Raw genomic sequence first — 17,326 nt, 5'->3', positions numbered from 1 at the left:
CCGGGCGCGCCGCCCGCCAGAGATGAGGGGGAGACCGACGGACAGGAGGCGGGCGCGTGGTGCTGGTGGTGTCGGAAGAGGTGCGGGACGCGGTCGACGCGCGTCGACCCGTGGTGGCGCTGGAATCCACGATCATCTCGCACGGGCTGCCCCGCCCGCGCAACCTCCAGGTGGCACGGGAGCTGGAGGCGGTCGTACGCGCGGAGGGCGCCGTCCCCGCGACGATCGCCGTGCTGGACGGGCGGCCCCATGTGGGCCTGGACAAACAGCAGTTGGAGCGGGTCGCGAACGAGGACGGTTTCCGCAAGCTGGGCCATCGCGACCTGCCGCTCGCGGTGGCCTCGGGCGCGAGCGGGGCGACCACCGTCTCGGCCACGGCGCTGCTGGCGGCGCTCGCGGGGGTGCGGGTGTTCGCGACGGGCGGGCTCGGCGGGGTGCACCGGGAGTGGACGGTCACCCAGGACGAGTCGGCCGACCTGGGGCTGCTGGCGAGCACCCGGATCACGGTGGTGTGCGCGGGGGTGAAGTCGATCCTGGACGTGCCCGCGACCCTCCAGCGGCTGGAGACCCTGGGCGTCGCCGTCGCCGGGTACGGCACCGAGCGGTTCCCGGGGTTCTATCTGTCCGACTCCGGGCATCCCGTGGACTGGACGCTGCGGACCCCGGGCCAGGTGGCCGACGTGATGCGGGCTCAGGACGCGCTCGGCGGCCCGGAGTCCGCTCTGATCGTCGCCAACCCGGTCCCTCGGGAGGAGCAGCTCGATCCCGAGCTGCACGCGCGTGTGCTCGCCGACGCGCTGCACGCGTGCGAGGAGGCGGGCGTCACCGGCCAGGGCGTCACGCCGTTCCTGCTCGACTACCTCGTCCGGCACACCGACGGCGCGTCCCTGAGCGCCAATCTGGCGGCGGTGCGCGGCAACGTGCGGCTCGCGGCGCGGATCGCGACGGCCTGGGTCGAGGCATGACCACCCGACCGCCCGCCACGGACGGCACACCCGGCCCGGACAGCGGCCCGCACGGCGGTCCGGTCGCCCCCGGCGAGCCGATCCGGAGCGTGCGGCCGGGCGGTGGGGCGCTGCTGGTCGTCGGGGACGTCGTGACGGACGTCGTCGCCCGTCATCGCGGCCCCCTCGCCGCCGGTACGGACACGGCCTCCGTGATCCGGACCCTGCCGGGCGGGGCGGGCGCCAACGTGGCGTGCTGGGCGGCGCATTGGGGGTGCGCGGACGTCCGGCTCCTCGGCCGGGTGGGCGCGGAGTCGGCGGCCTGGCACGAACGGGAGCTGACCGCCTGCGGGGTACGGCCGCGGCTCGTCGTCGACCCGCAAGCGACCACCGGGACGGTGATCTGCCTGGTCGACACCGGTGCGGCGGCCGAGCGGACGTTCCTCACCGACAGCGGCGCGTCGCTGCGGCTCGACCCCGGCGACTGGTCGGACACCCTCCTCGACGGCGTCGGCCGGCTGCATCTGTCGGGCTACCTGCTCTTCTCGGAGTCGGGGCGCGCCCTGGTCGGCACGGCGTCGGCCGCGGCACGCGCGCGTGCAGTGCCGGTGAGTCTCGATCCGGCGTCGGCGGGATTCCTGACGGAACTCGGCGCCGACCGCTTCCTGTCCCTCGTCGAGGGCGTGGACGTACTGCTGCCGAGCCGCGCCGAGGCCTGTCTGCTGACCGGGCTGCCCGACGGAGCGTCCGCAGCGGCCGCGCTGAGCCGCCTGGTTCCGCTGGTGGTGTCCAAGGAGGGCGCCGACGGAGCGCTGGTGGCCCGGGACGGCACCGTGCTCGCCCGCGTCCCCGCCGCTCCGGCGACGCCCCTGGACACCACGGGCGCGGGCGACGCCTTCACCGGAGCCTTCCTCGCCGCGCTGCTCACGGGAGCCGACGCGGGGGCCGCCGCGACCGAGGGGTGCCGGGCGGGGGCCCGGGCGGTGGAACGGGTGGGCGGCAGACCTCCTGCGCGGGGCGAGAGCGCGGCCTCGGCGGCACACCGGGCCCAGGTCCACTGAGGGCGGGCACCGCGCCGGGCCGCCCCCTCTCCGGGCTCCTCCCGACTCCCCGCGGCCCACGCCTACTCCTTGCGCCCCCACGCCGAGATCATCGGCGCCGTGGCCAGGTCCATGTTCCCGGCGGCCACGTCCGCCAGGTGCCGGTCGATCTCGTCGTCGGTCGCCAGGCCCGCTCCGACGAGTTCCCCGCGGATCTGGCGGACGGTCGCGGACTCCAGGGCCGCGCAGGCGGGTGAGGTGACGGGGAAGTAGGCATCGGCCTCGACCCTGCGCAGCCCGGCCTCGCGGAGCAGACGCGGGAGTTTGCGGCCGTAGGAGAGGTCGGCGCCCCGGCCGGCCAGGAGCTTGCGGAAGCCGTGCCGCAAGCGGTTGGCCAACTGCTGTTCGGGGCCGTGTTCGTCGGGGCAGAGCAGGGGCTGGAGGGCGGGGTCGGCGTCCTCGACCAGGAGCCGTCCGCCCGGTCGCAGCGCCTTGACCATCGATCGCAACGCCCGGTCCCGGTCCGGCACATGGACCAGCACGAGCCGTGCGTGCACCAGGTCGAATCCCTCCATCGGGGGTTCCTGTCCGCCGAGGTCGTGGACCCGTACCTCGACCGGCGGACGGGCGACCGACGTCAGCCGGGAGGTGTCGATGTCCGTCGCCAGGACCTTGCCCGTCGGACCGACCTTCTTCGCCAGCCAGGACACCACGGAGGTGCCGCCCGCGCCGGCCTCCCAGCAGCGCCAGCCGGCCCCGACCCCGAACGCCTCGAAATGGCGGATCGTCGTGGCGTCGAAGAGGGCGGCGAAGGCGTCGAAGCGTTCCCCCGCCTCGGGCTGCCGATTGTCCAGGAGGTACCCGTCGGATCGCGTCATGCCGCGATCATCCCAGTTGTCCGGCTCGTCGGAGGGCGACGACGCGGCCGGGACGGGGGACGGGACAGCCCGGCCGGGATGCTGTCGGCGACGCCGGGAACCCGTACCGGAAACGGGCGGCCACCGTGCCCCGCTCGGGCGGGGACATGCGTCGTCCACAGGCCGGAACCAGCGAAACCGGCTCTGTCCACAGGCTTACCCTCGGCCTACGCGGGCCTGGCAGACTGGCGCGCCAGGACGCGGGAGCGCGGCCCGCGGAGATACACGCAAGGAGACCCAGATGACCATGGCGGGGAATCTGCGGAAGGTCACCGGCCTCGGAGGGGTCGGCGGCCTGCGCAGGGTGGCGCGGCTGGCCCGGCGACGGCCCAAGGTCGACCTGAGTCACCCCGCGCGGTCCCCGCTGGGTTCCTCGGTGGTGAACTGCGTGGCCTACCGGGACGGTGTCCGGGCCCCGCGCGGCGGCGATCTGGTCGAGACGGTGGAGCGGGTGCGCAAGCAGGGTCACGGATTCGTGTGGCTCGGCCTGCACGAGCCGACGAACGACGAGTTCGCGGGCATCGCCGAGCTCTTCGACCTGCATCCGCTGGCCGTCGAGGACGCCGTCGAGGCCCATCAGCGGCCCAAGGTCGAGCGGTACGGGGAGACCTTGTTCGCGGTCTTCAAGACAGTCTGCTACGTCGAGCACGAGGAACTGACGGCGACCAGCGAGGTGGTCAACACCGGCGAGATCATGGTGTTCGTCGGCCGGGACTTCGTGATCACGGTGCGCCATGGCCGGCACGGGTCGCTGGGCCCGCTGCGCGAGGAACTGGAGTCCGACACCACTCAGCTGACCAAGGGTCCGTCGGCGGTGCTGCACGCCGTCGCGGACCACGTGGTGGACGACTACCTCAACGTCATCGACTCCGTGCAGGAGGACATCGACAAGGTGGAGACGGAGGTCTTCGCGGCGAACGGCGCCCGCACGGATCCGGGTCGCATCTACCAGCTCAAGCGTGAACTCCTCGAACTGAAGCGGGCGGTGGTGCCGCTCGGCCGTCCGCTCCTCGACCTCGCCGACCGGCCGGTCCGCGTGATCGATCCGGAGATACAGGCCTACTTCCGGGACGTCTCCGACCACCTGCTGCGCGCCACGGAGCAGATCGCCGCCTTCGACGAGCTGCTCAACTCGATCCTCCAGGCGCATCTGGCACAGGTCACGGTCGCGCAGAACGAGGACATGCGGAAGATCACGGCCTGGGCCGCGGTGATCGCCGTGCCGACGATGGTCTGCGGGGTGTACGGCATGAACTTCGACCACATGCCGGAGCTGCACTGGAGGTTCGGCTACCCGTTGGTCCTCGGCGTGATATCCGCCGCCTGCTGGGTCCTGTACCGGGGCTTCCGGCGCAACGGCTGGCTCTGAGCCACCGCTCCGGCCCGGGCGACCGCCGCCGTCCCCGCTGCCGCCGTCCCCACTGCCGCCGCCTCACTGTCACCGCCCTTCGCCACGGTCACCCCTCGCCACCGCCGACCTCGCCGCCTGCCAGGAGCGGCGCCCCGTCAGTGACGTGCGGGTCCGGACGCGGCGTAGACGGTCTCGGCCCAGGCGGCGATCTGCTCCTCGGGCAGGTGCCGGGCGAGGTCTGCCTCACTGATCATGCCCACCAGGCGCTTGTTCTCGATGACGGGCAGCCGGCGGATCCGGTGTTCCTGCATCTCGTGGAGCACCTCACCGATGTCGGCGCCCGCGTCGATCCATCGCGGTGTGCCCTGGGCCATCTCGCCTGCGGTGACCCGGGCGGGGTCGTGCCCCATGGCCACACAGCCGACGACGATGTCCCGGTCGGTGAGGATCCCGCAGAGCCGCTCGTTCTCGTCGCTGATGGGCAGCGCGCCGACGTTCAGTTCGCGCATCAGCTGGGCGGCGCGGTCGAGGGTCTCGTGGGCGGGGATCCACTGGGCGCCCCGGTGCATGATGTCTGCGGCGGTGGTCATGGAGTACCTCCCGGTGCCCGTCGGCCGGCGCGGCGCGGGGAGGGGCGCCGCTGGTCCCGGCGCCCTACATTCTTGCCGCGCCGCCCGACGCCCGCACCCGGAGCACGACGCCCCCGGCCCGGCGTCCCCCGCCGACTCGGTTCACCGGCGCGGGGTCAGCCGCCCCAGGCCGGGTGCCGGGGGTCGTCCGCGCGGACGAGGACGTCGGCCGCAGCTGCCGGGTCGGTCTCCTCGGCGTATCGCGCGAACGCGGGCAGCGTCCAGTGGTCGGCCTCCGGGGTGCGCCGCCGCAGGGCCGGCGGGGAGAGGAGGACGTGGACGGTCAGGTCGAAGGGGAACCAGTGCCGCAGCAGGAAGGGGCCGTGCAGCAGCAGGAATCCGCCGGGTGGCAGCGGCACGTAGGGGCTGCGGGTGGCGCGGTCGCTGACGGGGTCCCGGAGATCGGGCAGGATCCGTCCGTCGCCGCCGGGTTCGAGGGGATCGAACACCTCGCGCCACAGGGCGCCGGTGTCGAACCAGCCGTCGTAGTAGGCGTCCACGTCCTGATGGCCGTACTCCAGGCGGAGGGAGGCGGGGCGCAGGAAGCCGTGCGTGTCCACGACTCGGGAGGGGCGGCCGCGGGTGCGCAGGGCTTCGGCGACCAGCTCGGCGAGGTCTCCCGGACGGGCCGCCGGTGCGCCGTCGAAGGCCACGCGTGGCCGGCGGACGCCGTCGTCGGTCTTCAGATCGAGCAGCCGCTCGGCGAGGAGGTCGCCGAGCCGTTCCCAGGTGATCGCTTCGAGTCGCACAGGGCCCATGATGCGTCAGGCGCCGCTCCGGCCGCCCCGCCCTCTTGGTGCCCCGGCCCGTCCGCCCTGGCCTCTGGCGCCCCGGTCCGTTCGCCCTGCCCTCGTCGAGACTCCGCCCGGCCCCCGGTGCTCCCTCGGCTCCCTCGCCCTCGACGCGGCCGAACCGACCGCCCCGCCCTCGTCACGACCCGGTCCGGTCGGTCGGTCGCGGGCCCTGCGCTCCCGGGCCGGTGACCAGGTGCCGCCGCGTTCGTCAGGGGGCATGAAGACCCCATGGCAGCCGCAGCCCTCACCGCTCCCGCGCCCCGCACCGGGCTCCTCGTCGTCCAGCCGCTCCGGCGGAAGCAGTGCGCCGGGTGCCGTCGCGGGCCGCTGCCCCTGCTGGTCATGGAGGACGCCGCGCCCCGCTGTCTCGACTGCGCCGATCTCGGGCATCTGGTGTTCCTGCCGCGCGGTGACACGGCGCTGACCCGCAGGTCGCGGGAGGAGAGCGGACTGTCGGCGGTGGTGATCCGGTTCAACCGGCGCAAGGCACGTTACGAGCGCCAGGGCGTGCTGGTGGAAGAGGCGGCGCTCGCCCGGGCCGAGGAACGGTGCCTGGCGGACGCCGAGGTCCGCCGGCGCCGTCGGATCCGGGACGCGCGACGCCGGGCGGCGCAGGACGAGCGCTTCGCGGAGGCGTTCGCGGCGGAGATCCTGCGGCTGCTTCCCGGTTGCCCGCAGGACCGGGCGCGCGCGATCGCCGCGCACGCCTCCCTGCGGGGCAGCGGCCGGGTCGGACGCAGCGCCGCCGGGCGGGCGTTGTCCGAGGGGGCCGTCGTCTCCGCGGTCGTGGCGTCCGTACGGCATCTGGACACGCCGTACGACCGGCTGCTGATGAGCGGCGTGCCCCGGAACGAGGCGCGCCGACGGATCGCGGCGGAGGTGGAGGCCCGGATTCGGACGTGGCGGGAGGAAGCGGACAGGACGGCCTAGCCGGACCCCTCGTGCGGAGGGCGGCCCGCCCGGTCACGCGGTGCGGGGCCGGGCCAGGCGGACACCCGGCTCAGGGGCCGGGCCGGGCGCTCGCCCCGCGCGGACGAGGGAGCCGACGCTCGCCCGGCGCGAAGGACGGAGCCGGACGTCGCCCGGCGCGGACCACGGCCCGGTGGACGTCCGCGCATGACTCCGCGCGTTTCGGCCATGGTCACCGATCATGAACGGGATTTCACTTGAGGTGAGGGACGGACCCGGGCAGGATCGCCGCACTACGGCTGGGAGTTGACGTTGTCATGATCGATGGACCCTATGAGGTGCTCGCGATGGTGGGCACCGTGACGACGGGGCTGATGGCCGGGGTCTTCTGCGCCTTCTCGGTCCTGGTGATGCGGGGGCTCGCCGCGCTGCCGCCCGCGCAGGGCGTCGCGGCGATGAACGCGATCAACTCCTCCGCGATGACACCGGCGTTCATGATCCTGTTCCTCGGCGCGGCGGTGGTGTGCGCGGTGATCGCCGTGGTGACCTTCGTGCTCTGGCCGGACCACGGGACGGTCCACCTGCTGCTGGGCAGCGCGCTGTATCTGTGCGGCGCGTTCGGGGTGACCGTGACGGCCAACGTGCCGCGCAACGAGACCCTGGCGAAGCTGACCCCGGGCACGTCGGAGGCCGTCACGTACTGGCCGGTCTACCTGCGTCAGTGGACGCGGTGGAACCACGTGCGCGCGATCGGGTCCGCGGCCTCGGCGGTCGTGTACGTCCTGGCCCTGGTCTGACCGACACGAGCACGGGCACGCCCACGGACACGGACGCGGATGCGGGCACGAACGCGGGCACGGGTGCGGACGCGGACGCGGGTACGGGCGCGGGTACGGGTACCGGCACGCGTACCCGGCGGGGCGCCGGACGTCCGCGGCGGAAAGCGCTGTCCGCCGCTCTGCGTGGGCGGCCTGCGCGACGTATCGTGGCCGAAAGAGTGCCGCCCGATGACGCTCGGCCTGTCGTACGCGTACGCGAGGAAGACGCCCATGGCCGATCCCAAGGGATTCATGACCACGCCCCGCGAGGACTGGCCCCGGCGGCCGGTCGAGGAACGGGTGCGGGACTGGGACGAGGTCTACGTCCCCGGGGCGCTGCTGCCCATCGTCAGCCAGCAGGCGGACCGCTGTATGGACTGCGGCGTCCCGTTCTGCCACGAGGCGTGTCCGCTCGGCAACCTGATCCCCGAGTGGAACGACCTCGTGTCCCGGGAGGACTGGCGGGCGGCGAGCGACCGGCTGCACGCGACGAACAACTTCCCCGAGTTCACCGGCCGGTTGTGCCCCGCGCCGTGCGAGGCCGGGTGCGTCCTCGCCATCAACCAGCCGGCCGTCACGATCAAGAACGTCGAGGTCGCCATCGCCGACCGGGCCTGGGCGGACGGTCTCACGCCGCCGCGGCCGCCGGACCGGCTGTCCGGCAAGACGGTCGCGGTGATCGGTTCGGGGCCCACCGGGCTGGCCGCGGCACAGCAGTTGACGCGGGCCGGGCACACGGTCGCCGTCTACGAGAAGGACGACCGGATCGGCGGACTGATGAGGTACGGGATCCCCTCCTTCAAGATGGAGAAGCACCACCTGGAGCGGCGGATCGAGCAGATGCGGGCCGAGGGCACGAAGTTCCGCACGTCGACCACCGTCGGGCGGGATGTGATGGCCGCGGATCTGCGATCCCGTCACGACGCCGTGATCATCGCCACCGGAGCGACCGACTGGCGTGAACTGCACGTGCCGGGGCGGGAGTTGACCGGCATCCAGCAGGCGATGGAGTATCTGCCGCTGGCCAACCGGGTGGGCGAGGGGGACCTGGAGTCGTCACCGATGTCCGCCGCCGGGAAACACGTCGTCATCGTCGGCGGTGGCGACACGGGTGCCGACTGTCTGGGCACGGCGGTGCGCGAGGGAGCCGCGTCCGTGACCCAGCTGGACATCTACGCGCAGCCCGGTACCGAGCGCGACGAGGACACCGACCCCTGGCCGACGTATCCGAAGATCTACCGGCTCTCGGCGGCGCACGAGGAGGCGCGCGACCTGGAGTCCGCGCCGGCGGCCGACGCGGACGCCCGCCTGTTCGCCGCGTCCACGCTCCGCTTCACCGGCGACGAGACCGGGCACGTGCGGTCGCTGCACCTCGTCGAGGTCGACGCGCGGCGCAGGCCGGTGGAGGGCACCGCGCGGGCGCTCCCCGCCGACCTCGTCCTGCTGGCCCTCGGCTTCTCCGGGCCCGACCGGGAGGACGGGCTCGTCGAGCAGCTGGGGGTGGCGCTGGATCCGCGCGGCACGATCGCGCGGGACGGCCGCTTCGCGACGAACGTCCCCGGCGTGTTCGCCGCGGGGGACGCGGCGCGCGGGCAGTCGCTGATCGTGTGGGCCATCGCGGAGGGGCGGGCGGTGGCGTCGGCCGTCGACCGCCACCTGACGGGCAGCACACAGCTGCCGATGCCGATCGGCCCGTACGACCGCCCGATGACCAGTTAGGCCCCCCAGGGCGGGGTGACCGACCGGGGCGGCGGCCCGCAAGCGGTCGGATCGGGTCAGCGGCGCTCGTCCGTCCCGGCCACCTTTCCCGTGGCCAGGGCCACCCGGTTCCAGGTGTTGATCGTGCAGATCAGCGCCAGCATCCGCGCCAGCTCCTGCTCGTCGAAGCGGGCGGCGGCCTCGGCGTAGACGTCGTCGGGGACGCCGCCGTCCGCCACCAGTGTGACGGCCTCCGTGAGGGCCAGGGCCGCCTGCTCCTTCTCGGTGAAGAAGTGGCGGGCCTCGCGCCAGACGGCGACCATGTGCAGCCGCTCCTCGCTCTCGCCGGCCTTGCGGGCGTCGCTCGTGTGCATGTGGAGGCAGTAGGCGCAGTGGTTGAGGTGCGAGGCACGGATCTGGATGAGTTCGACGAGCGCCGGGTCGAGGCCCTCGCGGGCGGCGGCGTCGAAGCCGATGAGGGCGCGGAACGCCTTGCCGGCGCTCTTCCCGAAGTCGAGGCGCGACCGGCCGGCCACCGCCGCCGTCTCCCCCGCCCCAGCGGTACCCGTCGTGTCCGCCGTCGTCCTCGCCGCGATGTCCGTCGTCGTGTTCGGTGTCATGTCACTCAACCTACGGGTCGCAAAGACCCCCTGTAGGGTGCATTTCCATGGTGGATTCGTGGGTCAATTCCGCGGAGCGGATCGGCGCCGACCTGCATGTGGAGCTGGCCGGTCCGGGCGGTCGGCGGGCCGCCCTGATCCGGGCGCTGCGCGAGGCCGTGCGGAGCGGGCGTCTGCCTCCCGGCACCCGGCTGCCGCCGTACCGTTCGCTCGCCGCCGACCTCGGCGTCGCCCGGAACACGGTGGCCGACGCCTACGCGGAACTCGTCGCGGAGGGCTGGCTGACCGCTCGCCAGGGCTCCGGCACCCGGGTCGCCGACCGGACCGGCCCGCTGCGGCCCGCCGGGCGCACGCCCGTCAAGGCGCCGTCACGCGCGCGTGGACCCCGGCACGACCTGCGGCAGGGCACCCCGGACGCGTCGTCGTTCCCGCGCGCGGCCTGGCTGGCCTCCTACCGGCGGGCCCTCCAGCAGGCGCCCCACGAGGTGTTCGGTCCCGGTGACCCCGCCGGCCGCCGGGAACTGCGGGAGGCCCTCACCGAGTACCTGGCACGCGCGCGTGGAGTGCGGACCGACCCCGGTCGCATCGTGATCTGCTCGGGCTTCGCCCACGCGCTGCGGCTCCTGTCCGGCCCGGGCGGTGGGCTTCCGCGCGGGCCGCTGGCCGTGGAGGCGTACGGCCTGGAGTTCCACCGGGGGCTGCTGGCCGCGGCGGGCGTGCGGACGACTCCGCTGCCCCTGGACGCGGACGGCGCGCGCGTGGAGCTGCTGGGCCGCGAGCGAGCGGTGCTGCTGACCCCCGCGCACCAGTTCCCGACCGGTGGCCCCCTGCACGCGAGCCGCCGGACGGCGGTGATCGACTGGGCACGCACGCGGGGCGGGATCCTCCTGGAGGACGACTACGACGGGGAGTTCCGCTACGACCGCAAGCCCGTCGGCGCCGTCCAGGGACTCGATCCCGAGCGGGTGATCTACCTCGGTTCGGTGAGCAAGAGCCTGTCGCCCGCGCTGCGCCTGGGCTGGATGGTGCTGCCCGAGCGGTATGTCGACGGCGTCCTCGCGGCCAAGGGCGAGCGGGAGGCCTGGGCCGGCGCCCTGGAGCAGCTGAGCCTCGCCGACTTCATCGCGTCCGGGTCGTACGACCGTCATGTGCGGCGCATGCGGCAGCGCTACCGCGGCCGCCGGGACCGGCTGGTCGAGGCGCTCGCCGCGCGGGCGCCGCACGTCGAGGTCACCGGGGTCGCGGCCGGTCTGCACGCGGTGCTGCGGCTGCCGCCCGGCACCGAGCGGTCGGCGCTCAAGGCGGCCGCCTGGCAGGGCGTCGCCCTGGACGGCCTCGCCGCCTTCCGGCATCCGGCGACCGACATGGCGCCGGAGGACGGGCTCGTCGTCGGCTACGCGACGCCGCCGGAGCACGCCTACGGAGCCGCGCTGGACGCGTTGTGCCGGATCCTGCCGCCGCCGAACGGGCACGGGCCCGGCTCCGCGTGAGGCGCTCCGGGGGACGGGCCGGCGTGACCCGGAGCGTGCTCCGCGGGAGGCGCGCGCCGCAGGCCGTCCCCCGGACGTCCCACGGCGCGCATGCCCCCGGATGCGGCGGTCTCAGGGCTTGCGGCCCACGGCCCCGTACCCCGGGATGACGCCGTCGTCCTGCCCGGGCACCGGTTCGCCGAGCTCGGGATGCCACTCGGGCACCACCGCGACGCCGGGTTCGACCAGGTCGAGCCCGTCGAAGAAGCGGGCGAACTCCTCGCGGGACCGCAGGGCGAGGGTGACGCCCGCCGCCTTCAGCTTCGCCGTGGCCGCTGCCGACTCCTCCGGGGAGAAGTCCGCGGTGGCGTGGGTCATCATCAGGTAGCTGCCGGAGGGCAGCGCGGCGAGCAGCCGGTCCACCAGCTCGTGCGCGCCGTCCTCGTCGGCGACGAAGTGCAGCAGCGCGACCAGGGACAGCGCCACCGGCCGGCTGAGGTCCAGGATCTTCCCGGCCCCCTCGATGATGGCGTCCGGGTCACGGACGTCCGCCTGGAGGTACTCCGTGACGCCCTCCGGCGTGCTGCGCAGCAGGGCGGCCGCGTGGGCCAGGACGATCGGGTCGTTGTCGCAGTAGACCACGCGCGCGTCCGGCGCGGTCTGCTGGGCGACCTGGTGCAGGTTGGGCTCGGTCGGGATGCCCGTGCCGATGTCCAGGAACTGCCGCACGCCGTTCCCGGCCAGCCAGCGGGTGGAGCGGTGCATGAAGGCCCGGTTGACTCGTGCCATCACCGGCACGCGCGGGTCGAGGGCGAGCATCTGCCGGCCCATGGCCTCGTCGACGGGGTAGTTGTCCTTCCCGCCGAGGTACCAGTCGTACATCCGTGCGGGATGGGGCTTGCTGGTGTCGATCTCGACGGCTCCGGCGGGGTCCTGCCCGGTCATGAGGCACTCCGTAAGCATGTGACGCGAATGATGTTCAAGTCAGTACCAATTTAAGGGAGTTGAGAGAAGGCAAGGGAGGGGTGAGCGGGGATGGGGAAAGCGGACGGGGAAGGACGGGTGAGGGTAGGACCAGTGGAGTGGGGGATGGGGAGGGGGTGGAGAGGGGCGGGGGAAGAGGGTGGGGGGTGCGCTGAGCAAAAAGGTGCCGGACAGGTCGGTTCAGGACAGCAGGAAGTCGGCCTCCCCCGCCTTGGCGCCCTCGATGAAGGCGGTCATCTCGTCGGAGGTGTAGATCAGCGCCGGTCCGTCGGGGTCGGTGGACTGCCGGACGGCGATCCGGCCGTCGGCGAGCTTCATCGCTTCCAGGCAGTTGCCTCCGTTGCCGCCGCTCCACGGCTTGTGCCAGCCCTCGCTGCCCAGTTCCCGGGCGGGCATGCCGTTGTAGATCCGCTGAGCGCGGACCCTCGGCCTGGACTGGGTCCTGATGTGATTCATTCACAACTCCTTGCGGAGATCCCGGAGGATCTCCTTCGTGCGATGTGCTGTAGCGGCCTGCGCCGCCATGCGGTCCATGACCTCGAGGTGGGTCGCCACCTCGGTGCGGGCGTCGAGATAGACGGCGCCGGTCAGGTACTCGCTGTAGACCATGTCCGGAAGCTCCGGCATGGCGAATCGGAACAGCACGAAGGGCCCGTACGTGCCCGGATGCGGCCCGTTCTCGAACGGGGCGATCTGCAGGGTCACATTGGGCAGCTTCGCGGCCTCGAGCAGGGTGTCGATCTGCGCGCGCATCACCTCCGGACCGCCGACCGGGCGACGCAGCACCGTCTCGTCCATCACGACCCACAGTCGGGGGGCGTCCTGACGGGTGAGCAGATCCTGGCGTTGTATGCGCAGGTCGACGAGGCGCTCGATGTCCTCCGGGCGGGTCTGGCCGATGGCTCCGGACTTCAGGACACCGCGCGCGTAGTCCTTGGTCTGGAGCAGGCCGGGGACGAAGTGGGGCTCGTACTGACGGATGAGGGCGGCGGCGCCCTCGAGGCTGACGTGCATCGAGAACCAGCCGGGCAGGACGTCGTGGAACCGCTGCCACCAGCCCGGCTTGTTCGCGTCCTCGGCGAGCTGGACGAAGCCCGCGGCCTCCTCGTCGGTGACGCCGTAGGCCTTCAGCAGCAGCTGGAGGTACGGAATCTTGAGGCTGACCTCGGCCATCTCCATACGACGGACCGTGGCGGGCGCTACGCGCAGGATGCGGGCGGCTTCCTCGCGCTTGAACCCGGCGCGTTCCCGCAGGTCCAGCAGACGCCGACCGAGGACGACCTGTCCGACCGTCGGCGCGGACCGCGGTTCGCTCACGCTCCACCTCCACGAAGAGCCGGCCGGTCACGCGGGGGCCGCACGAGCCCCGACCCGGCCGGTCACGAAAAGAATCCCGACAGCCTTACGGCGCCGCTCGAAGATCCCTTTCGAAGACCTGTACCGATACGTACGGATCTCCGCCGATCCCAATTGGCGCCGTTCAACGTGCTGTTGCGAGCAGTGTGCCACGGCCCCCCACCGCGTCACACAGCACTCTGCATTTTTCAGAGTGACACTTGCCAAGTGTTCACGGCGGGGAGATAGTGGCAAGCGTGATTCCGTCCGCGCCCTTAGGAACAGACGCCGCCGCAGGCCGCCCCCAGGGTCTCGGTGCCAGCGCGGGAGCAGGCCCCGACCAGGCCGCTGCCGAGCGCCGGTTCCGATTCGAACTGGCCGCCCATCCGGGTTCCCCCGCCCAGGCCAGACGCCTGACGAGGGCCCGGCTGACCGGCTGGTCGGTGTGCGAGGACACCTGCGACACCGCCGCCCTGGTCATATCCGAGCTGGTCACGAACGCGATCGTGCACACCGCGAGCGACATCGTCGTCTGCGAGCTGCACGACGGCGAGGACCTGGTGCGCATAGCCGTGCGCGACGAGGGCTGTGCGCCGGGTGAACCCCATCCCTCCCCGCAGCGACCCGAGGAGGAGCACGGGAGGGGACTGCTCCTCGTCGAGGCCCTCTGTCACGCCTGGGGCGCCCAGGAGCACGGGCCCGGCCTGCTGGTCTGGGCCGACCTGACCCGCAAGGCCGACGCTCCCCGCGATCCCGCCCAGCCCTGCAACAGCCTGGACGCGTCCGAGCCGCACCACGCCGAGCTGGGCGAGCTCCTCGACACCCTGGACGAGTTCCACGACGGTCCCGCCGAGCCGTTCACCGGCCCGGCCGTGCCCCGCAACGACCTCGGCTGGGGCTCCCGCCCCAAGCCGGGACCGGACGACGGCCCGGCCGACGAGGACGAGCAGGCCGAGCAGTGGTACCGCGCCATGGCCGGCCGGGCGGCCCGCCGACCGCACCCCGTGCCGTCGGCCGCGCCCGCCCCCACCACCGCCAAGCCCGCCCCTGCCTCCGCACCCGACGCTCCGGCCCCCCGCATCGCGCCGCAGTGGCACCGCACAGCCGGTGGCCACGGTGGCCACGGCGGGTACGAGAGCGGCCGCGACGGGCGGACGGCCGGCCACCCCGCGGGACCCGGTCACCCCGCCGGATCCCTCCCGCTCGAGCACGGCCGCGAGCGGGGAAGGGCATGAGCGCGGCCTCCGGTAGGCCCCCGCTGCTCACCCTCGACACACTCGTCCGCCTCACGCGCGGACCCGGCGGCGTGACCGCCCCCGAGCCGCCGCGCCGGCTGGCCGTGCCCGACGGCATGACGGCCCCGCTGGGCTGCGACGCCGTCTCCGTCCCCGCCCGCCTCGGCCCGCTCCTCATGCCGCGCCTGCCGCGCGTGGGCTGCGTCTACGCCGACGAGGCGCGCTGGTGGTGGCTGGTGCCCTCCGACTCCGACTACGCCCTGGAGTGGCCGGCCCCCGCGCACTACGCCACGGGCGCCCGCCTGCCGGACTCCCCGCACGTCCCCGGCCTCATCCACCGGCCGGACGGCACGCTCCCGTACACCCCGCCGATCCCCCTCTATCTGGCCCTGTGCCGCCTCACCGGCACGACGCCCACCTGGTCGCGGGCGATCAGCGCCTGACCTGCCGCCCCTCCACGGGCCGCTCCGGGAGCCGTCCCGGCGCACGCCCGCGCGTCCCGGCTCTCCGGCCCCGCGCCCTGCCCCCGTCTCGCTCGCCCCGCGATAGTGGCCGTTCGTCGACTATCGCGAACGGGGAGGCCGGCGGTGGGAGAGGCACGAGAGGCGGACACGGCACAGGAGACGGGAAAGGAACACGCACCGCAGGGGCCCGACGAGCGTGACGTGTCCGAGTCGGAGCGGCTCCTGTTCGGCGGCCCGCTCCGCTACGACATGGGCTGGAACCAGCACCGGGACGCGTTTCTGGAGCTGAACTTCCGCGCCATGGTCACCCGGCTGCCGTCCCTGCTGCGCACCAGCCTCCGGCTGGCCCGGCAGGCCGACCCGAAAGCCGCCCGGATCGTGCTGCGCGCCGAGATCGGCCGGGGCGTGGCGCAGGCGATCGGCCTGCTCGCGATGAACGCCGTGCTGGGCCGGCTCATCACCGGCGGCCCGATCGAGGACCGGCTGCGCGGAGCCGCCCCCGCGCTGGCCGCCATGGCCGTCGTCCTCCTGATCGGGGCGCTGCTGCGGGCCGCGTCGACGTACGCCACCGGGCGGCTCGAACCCAAGGTGGAACGGGTGGCGACCGAGCTGTATCTGGAGCGGGCGGCCGCGGTCGAGCTCGCCGCGATCGAGGACCACGCGTTCCACAAACTGCTGGACACCGCGCAGTACGGGGCCCGGTCCAGCCGGTACATGATCAGTCACGGCACGCGCGTGGTGAACGCGATGATCTCGCTGGCCGCCTCGGCGGGCGTCCTCACCGTGCTGCACCCGCTCCTGCTGCCGCTGCTGGTGACGATGACCCTGCCGAGTGCCTGGAGCGCGCTGACCAACGCCCGGCGCCGCTACGAGTCCTTCCACACCTGGGTGCAGCACGCGCGCGCGGGGCACCTGATCGCCGGTCTGCTCACCGAGCCCGCGGCCGCGCCCGAGATCCGCGTCCACGGCGTCGGCCCCTTCCTGCTGCGGCACTTCCGCGCGATGTCGGAGACGGCGGAGGCGGAGCAGGCCCGGCTGGCCCGGCTCGCGGCGCGCACCGGACTGTTCGCGGCGACCTGGACGGGCCTCGCCACGCTGGCGACGTACGCCACGCTGGGCGGGCTGCTGCTCACCGGGACGATGGCGCTGGCGGTGGCGGGCACGGCCGTGATCGCGATCCGCAGCGGCTCCGCGAGCCTGAACACCCTGGTCCTGGAGGTCAACCAGCTGCACGAGGAGGCCCTGTTCGTGGGCGACCTCCAGCGCCTCTACGTGGAGGCCGCCGATCGGGCGATCCCGTCGGGCGGCACGGCCCTGCCGGAGGAGCCGCGCGAGATCCGCTTCGAGAACGTCACGTTCGGCTATCCGGGCGAGTCGGCGCGTCCCGCGCTCGACGACGTCACCCTCTCCCTCCCCCTCGGCCGGATCATCGCGCTCGTCGGCGAGAACGGCTCCGGCAAGACGACCCTGGTGAAGCTGCTCGCGGGCCTGTACCGGCCGGACCGGGGGCGGATCCTGTGGGACGGCGTGGACGCGGCGGGCGCGGACCGGCACCAGCTGGCCGAACGCATCGCGATGGTGGCGCAGGACTTCAAGCGGTGGCCGTTCACCGCCCGGGTCAACGTCGCGATCGGCCGTTCCGCCGCACCGCTCACCGAAGAGCGGCTGGCCGGGTCGATCGCGGAGGCGGGCGCCCAGGAGGTGGTCGAGGACCTGCCTCGCGGACTGGACACCCTGCTGGCCAGGCACTTCAGCGGCGGTCACGAGCTGTCCGGCGGCCAGTGGCAGCGCCTCGGCATCGCCCGCGCGGCCTACCGGCGCGGGCGCATCCTGATCGTGGACGAGCCGACGGCGGCCCTGGACGCCCGGGCCGAGCTGGAGGTCTTCGAGAAGATCCGCGCCCTGGCCGACAGCGGCCAGACGGTCGTGCTGATCACCCACCGACTGGCGTCGGTCCGGCACGCGGACCTGGTGCACGTCCTGGACCAGGGCCGCCTGGTGGAGTCCGGGACCCCGGACGAGCTGCTGGCGGGCGGCGGCGTCTACGCCGAGCTGTACACGCTGCAGGCCGAGCAGTTCACGGCGCAGGTGCCCGCCCCGTCACAGGCGGGCTGACGGC

The 17,326-nt window shown here is 73.6% G+C and carries 16 protein-coding genes and 1 pseudogene; 10 read left to right on the top strand and 7 right to left on the bottom strand.

The features are described 5' to 3' along the window. Positions 1-56 precede the first annotated feature (56 nt). Together J2X68_RS24800 and J2X68_RS24795 are read left to right on the top strand one after the other, a co-directional pair. Positions 57-965 (top strand): pseudouridine-5'-phosphate glycosidase, encoded by a 909-nt coding sequence (locus J2X68_RS24800; protein ID WP_310434772.1) that lies wholly within the window; start codon positions 57-59, stop codon positions 963-965. After that, positions 962-2,005, top strand: a complete 1,044-nt coding sequence (locus J2X68_RS24795; RefSeq protein ID WP_310434771.1) for a PfkB family carbohydrate kinase — start codon at positions 962-964, stop codon at positions 2,003-2,005. The genes J2X68_RS24800 and J2X68_RS24795 overlap by 4 nt, the downstream gene beginning before the upstream one ends. Positions 2,006-2,067: 62 nt before the next feature. On the opposite strand, the gene J2X68_RS24790 is transcribed toward J2X68_RS24795, so the two are convergent. After that, positions 2,068-2,862 carry a methyltransferase gene (locus J2X68_RS24790; protein ID WP_310434770.1) on the bottom strand — a complete coding sequence of 265 codons (795 nt, stop codon included), beginning with the start codon at positions 2,860-2,862 and terminating at the stop codon, positions 2,068-2,070. Between the two features lie 280 nt (positions 2,863-3,142). On the opposite strand from J2X68_RS24790, the gene J2X68_RS24785 reads away from it, so the two are divergent. Next, positions 3,143-4,270: a magnesium and cobalt transport protein CorA gene (locus J2X68_RS24785; RefSeq protein WP_310434769.1), complete on the top strand. Its 1,128-nt coding sequence runs from the start codon at positions 3,143-3,145 to the stop codon at positions 4,268-4,270. Between the two features lie 137 nt (positions 4,271-4,407). Here J2X68_RS24785 and J2X68_RS24780 read toward each other — a convergent pair whose 3' ends face one another. Together J2X68_RS24780 and J2X68_RS24775 are read right to left on the bottom strand one after the other, a co-directional pair. Next, positions 4,408-4,842: a CBS domain-containing protein gene (locus tag J2X68_RS24780; protein ID WP_310434768.1), complete on the bottom strand. Its 435-nt coding sequence runs from the start codon at positions 4,840-4,842 to the stop codon at positions 4,408-4,410. A gap of 155 nt (positions 4,843-4,997) precedes the next feature. Further along, the gene (locus tag J2X68_RS24775) at positions 4,998-5,639 is read right to left on the bottom strand and encodes a uridine kinase (RefSeq protein WP_310434767.1); all 642 of its coding nucleotides are present in this window, start codon (positions 5,637-5,639) and stop codon (positions 4,998-5,000) included. 264 nt (positions 5,640-5,903) lie between these two features. Between J2X68_RS24775 and J2X68_RS24770 the strand changes: the two genes are divergently transcribed. The 3 genes from J2X68_RS24770 to J2X68_RS24760 all read left to right on the top strand — a co-directional run bounded on the left by J2X68_RS24770 (position 5,904) and on the right by J2X68_RS24760 (position 9,121). Beyond that, the gene (locus tag J2X68_RS24770; protein WP_310434766.1) at positions 5,904-6,605 is read left to right on the top strand and encodes a DUF2293 domain-containing protein; all 702 of its coding nucleotides are present in this window, start codon (positions 5,904-5,906) and stop codon (positions 6,603-6,605) included. A gap of 296 nt (positions 6,606-6,901) precedes the next feature. Continuing rightward, positions 6,902-7,381 carry an anthrone oxygenase family protein gene (locus J2X68_RS24765; RefSeq protein WP_310434765.1) on the top strand — a complete coding sequence of 160 codons (480 nt, stop codon included), beginning with the start codon at positions 6,902-6,904 and terminating at the stop codon, positions 7,379-7,381. 252 nt (positions 7,382-7,633) lie between these two features. Beyond that, positions 7,634-9,121, top strand: coding sequence for a glutamate synthase subunit beta (locus J2X68_RS24760; RefSeq protein ID WP_310434817.1), 1,488 nt, complete (start codon positions 7,634-7,636; stop codon positions 9,119-9,121). Between the two features lie 56 nt (positions 9,122-9,177). Here J2X68_RS24760 and J2X68_RS24755 read toward each other — a convergent pair whose 3' ends face one another. Further along, positions 9,178-9,720 carry a carboxymuconolactone decarboxylase family protein gene (locus tag J2X68_RS24755; RefSeq protein WP_310434764.1) on the bottom strand — a complete coding sequence of 181 codons (543 nt, stop codon included), beginning with the start codon at positions 9,718-9,720 and terminating at the stop codon, positions 9,178-9,180. Between the two features lie 47 nt (positions 9,721-9,767). Between J2X68_RS24755 and J2X68_RS24750 the strand changes: the two genes are divergently transcribed. After that, positions 9,768-11,210, top strand: a complete 1,443-nt coding sequence (locus J2X68_RS24750) for a PLP-dependent aminotransferase family protein (protein WP_310434763.1) — start codon at positions 9,768-9,770, stop codon at positions 11,208-11,210. 111 nt (positions 11,211-11,321) lie between these two features. On the opposite strand, the gene J2X68_RS24745 is transcribed toward J2X68_RS24750, so the two are convergent. The 3 genes from J2X68_RS24745 to J2X68_RS24735 form a co-directional block, all read right to left on the bottom strand. Further along, positions 11,322-12,134 (bottom strand): SAM-dependent methyltransferase, encoded by an 813-nt coding sequence (locus tag J2X68_RS24745; RefSeq protein ID WP_310434762.1) that lies wholly within the window; start codon positions 12,132-12,134, stop codon positions 11,322-11,324. A gap of 219 nt (positions 12,135-12,353) precedes the next feature. After that, entirely contained in the window at positions 12,354-12,629 is a 276-nt protein-coding gene (locus J2X68_RS24740; RefSeq protein ID WP_020131864.1) for a DUF397 domain-containing protein, read from the bottom strand. Then, positions 12,630-13,490, bottom strand: coding sequence for a helix-turn-helix transcriptional regulator (locus J2X68_RS24735; protein WP_310434761.1), 861 nt, complete (start codon positions 13,488-13,490; stop codon positions 12,630-12,632). 266 nt (positions 13,491-13,756) lie between these two features. Here J2X68_RS24735 and J2X68_RS40315 point away from each other — a divergent pair. The 3 genes and pseudogenes from J2X68_RS40315 to J2X68_RS24720 all read left to right on the top strand — a co-directional run. Then, positions 13,757-14,269 (top strand): annotated as a pseudogene (locus J2X68_RS40315) (ATP-binding protein); the annotation flags it as partial. Positions 14,270-14,739: 470 nt separating this feature from the next. Continuing rightward, positions 14,740-15,186 carry a hypothetical protein gene (locus tag J2X68_RS24725; RefSeq protein ID WP_310434759.1) on the top strand — a complete coding sequence of 149 codons (447 nt, stop codon included), beginning with the start codon at positions 14,740-14,742 and terminating at the stop codon, positions 15,184-15,186. A gap of 270 nt (positions 15,187-15,456) precedes the next feature. Next, positions 15,457-17,322: an ABC transporter ATP-binding protein gene (locus J2X68_RS24720; protein WP_310434816.1), complete on the top strand. Its 1,866-nt coding sequence runs from the start codon at positions 15,457-15,459 to the stop codon at positions 17,320-17,322. The last annotated feature ends 4 nt before the right edge of the window (positions 17,323-17,326 follow it).

The organism is Streptomyces sp. 3330, assembly GCF_031456635.1.
Classification (GTDB): Bacteria; Actinomycetota; Actinomycetes; order Streptomycetales; family Streptomycetaceae; genus Streptomyces.
This window is presented reverse-complemented; position numbering and strand designations above follow the sequence as displayed.

Excerpts from the sequence above, each read along its gene's own strand:
- J2X68_RS24770 (WP_310434766.1), top strand. The coding sequence starts at position 5,904 with ATGGCAGCCGCAGCCCTCACCGCTCCCGCGCCCCGCACCGGGCTCCTC.
- J2X68_RS24750 (WP_310434763.1), top strand. The coding sequence starts at position 9,768 with ATGGTGGATTCGTGGGTCAATTCCGCGGAGCGGATCGGCGCCGACCTG.
- J2X68_RS24780 (WP_310434768.1), bottom strand. The coding sequence starts at position 4,842 with ATGACCACCGCCGCAGACATCATGCACCGGGGCGCCCAGTGGATCCCC.
- J2X68_RS24720 (WP_310434816.1), top strand. The coding sequence starts at position 15,457 with ATGGGCTGGAACCAGCACCGGGACGCGTTTCTGGAGCTGAACTTCCGC.
- J2X68_RS24760 (WP_310434817.1), top strand. The coding sequence starts at position 7,634 with ATGGCCGATCCCAAGGGATTCATGACCACGCCCCGCGAGGACTGGCCC.
- J2X68_RS24785 (WP_310434769.1), top strand. The coding sequence starts at position 3,143 with ATGACCATGGCGGGGAATCTGCGGAAGGTCACCGGCCTCGGAGGGGTC.
- J2X68_RS24755 (WP_310434764.1), bottom strand. The coding sequence starts at position 9,720 with ATGACACCGAACACGACGACGGACATCGCGGCGAGGACGACGGCGGAC.
- J2X68_RS24795 (WP_310434771.1), top strand. The coding sequence starts at position 962 with ATGACCACCCGACCGCCCGCCACGGACGGCACACCCGGCCCGGACAGC.
- J2X68_RS24765 (WP_310434765.1), top strand. The coding sequence starts at position 6,902 with ATGATCGATGGACCCTATGAGGTGCTCGCGATGGTGGGCACCGTGACG.
- J2X68_RS24740 (WP_020131864.1), bottom strand. The coding sequence starts at position 12,629 with ATGAATCACATCAGGACCCAGTCCAGGCCGAGGGTCCGCGCTCAGCGG.
- J2X68_RS24790 (WP_310434770.1), bottom strand. The coding sequence starts at position 2,862 with ATGACGCGATCCGACGGGTACCTCCTGGACAATCGGCAGCCCGAGGCG.
- J2X68_RS24745 (WP_310434762.1), bottom strand. The coding sequence starts at position 12,134 with ATGACCGGGCAGGACCCCGCCGGAGCCGTCGAGATCGACACCAGCAAG.
- J2X68_RS24725 (WP_310434759.1), top strand. The coding sequence starts at position 14,740 with ATGAGCGCGGCCTCCGGTAGGCCCCCGCTGCTCACCCTCGACACACTC.
- J2X68_RS24775 (WP_310434767.1), bottom strand. The coding sequence starts at position 5,639 with ATGGGCCCTGTGCGACTCGAAGCGATCACCTGGGAACGGCTCGGCGAC.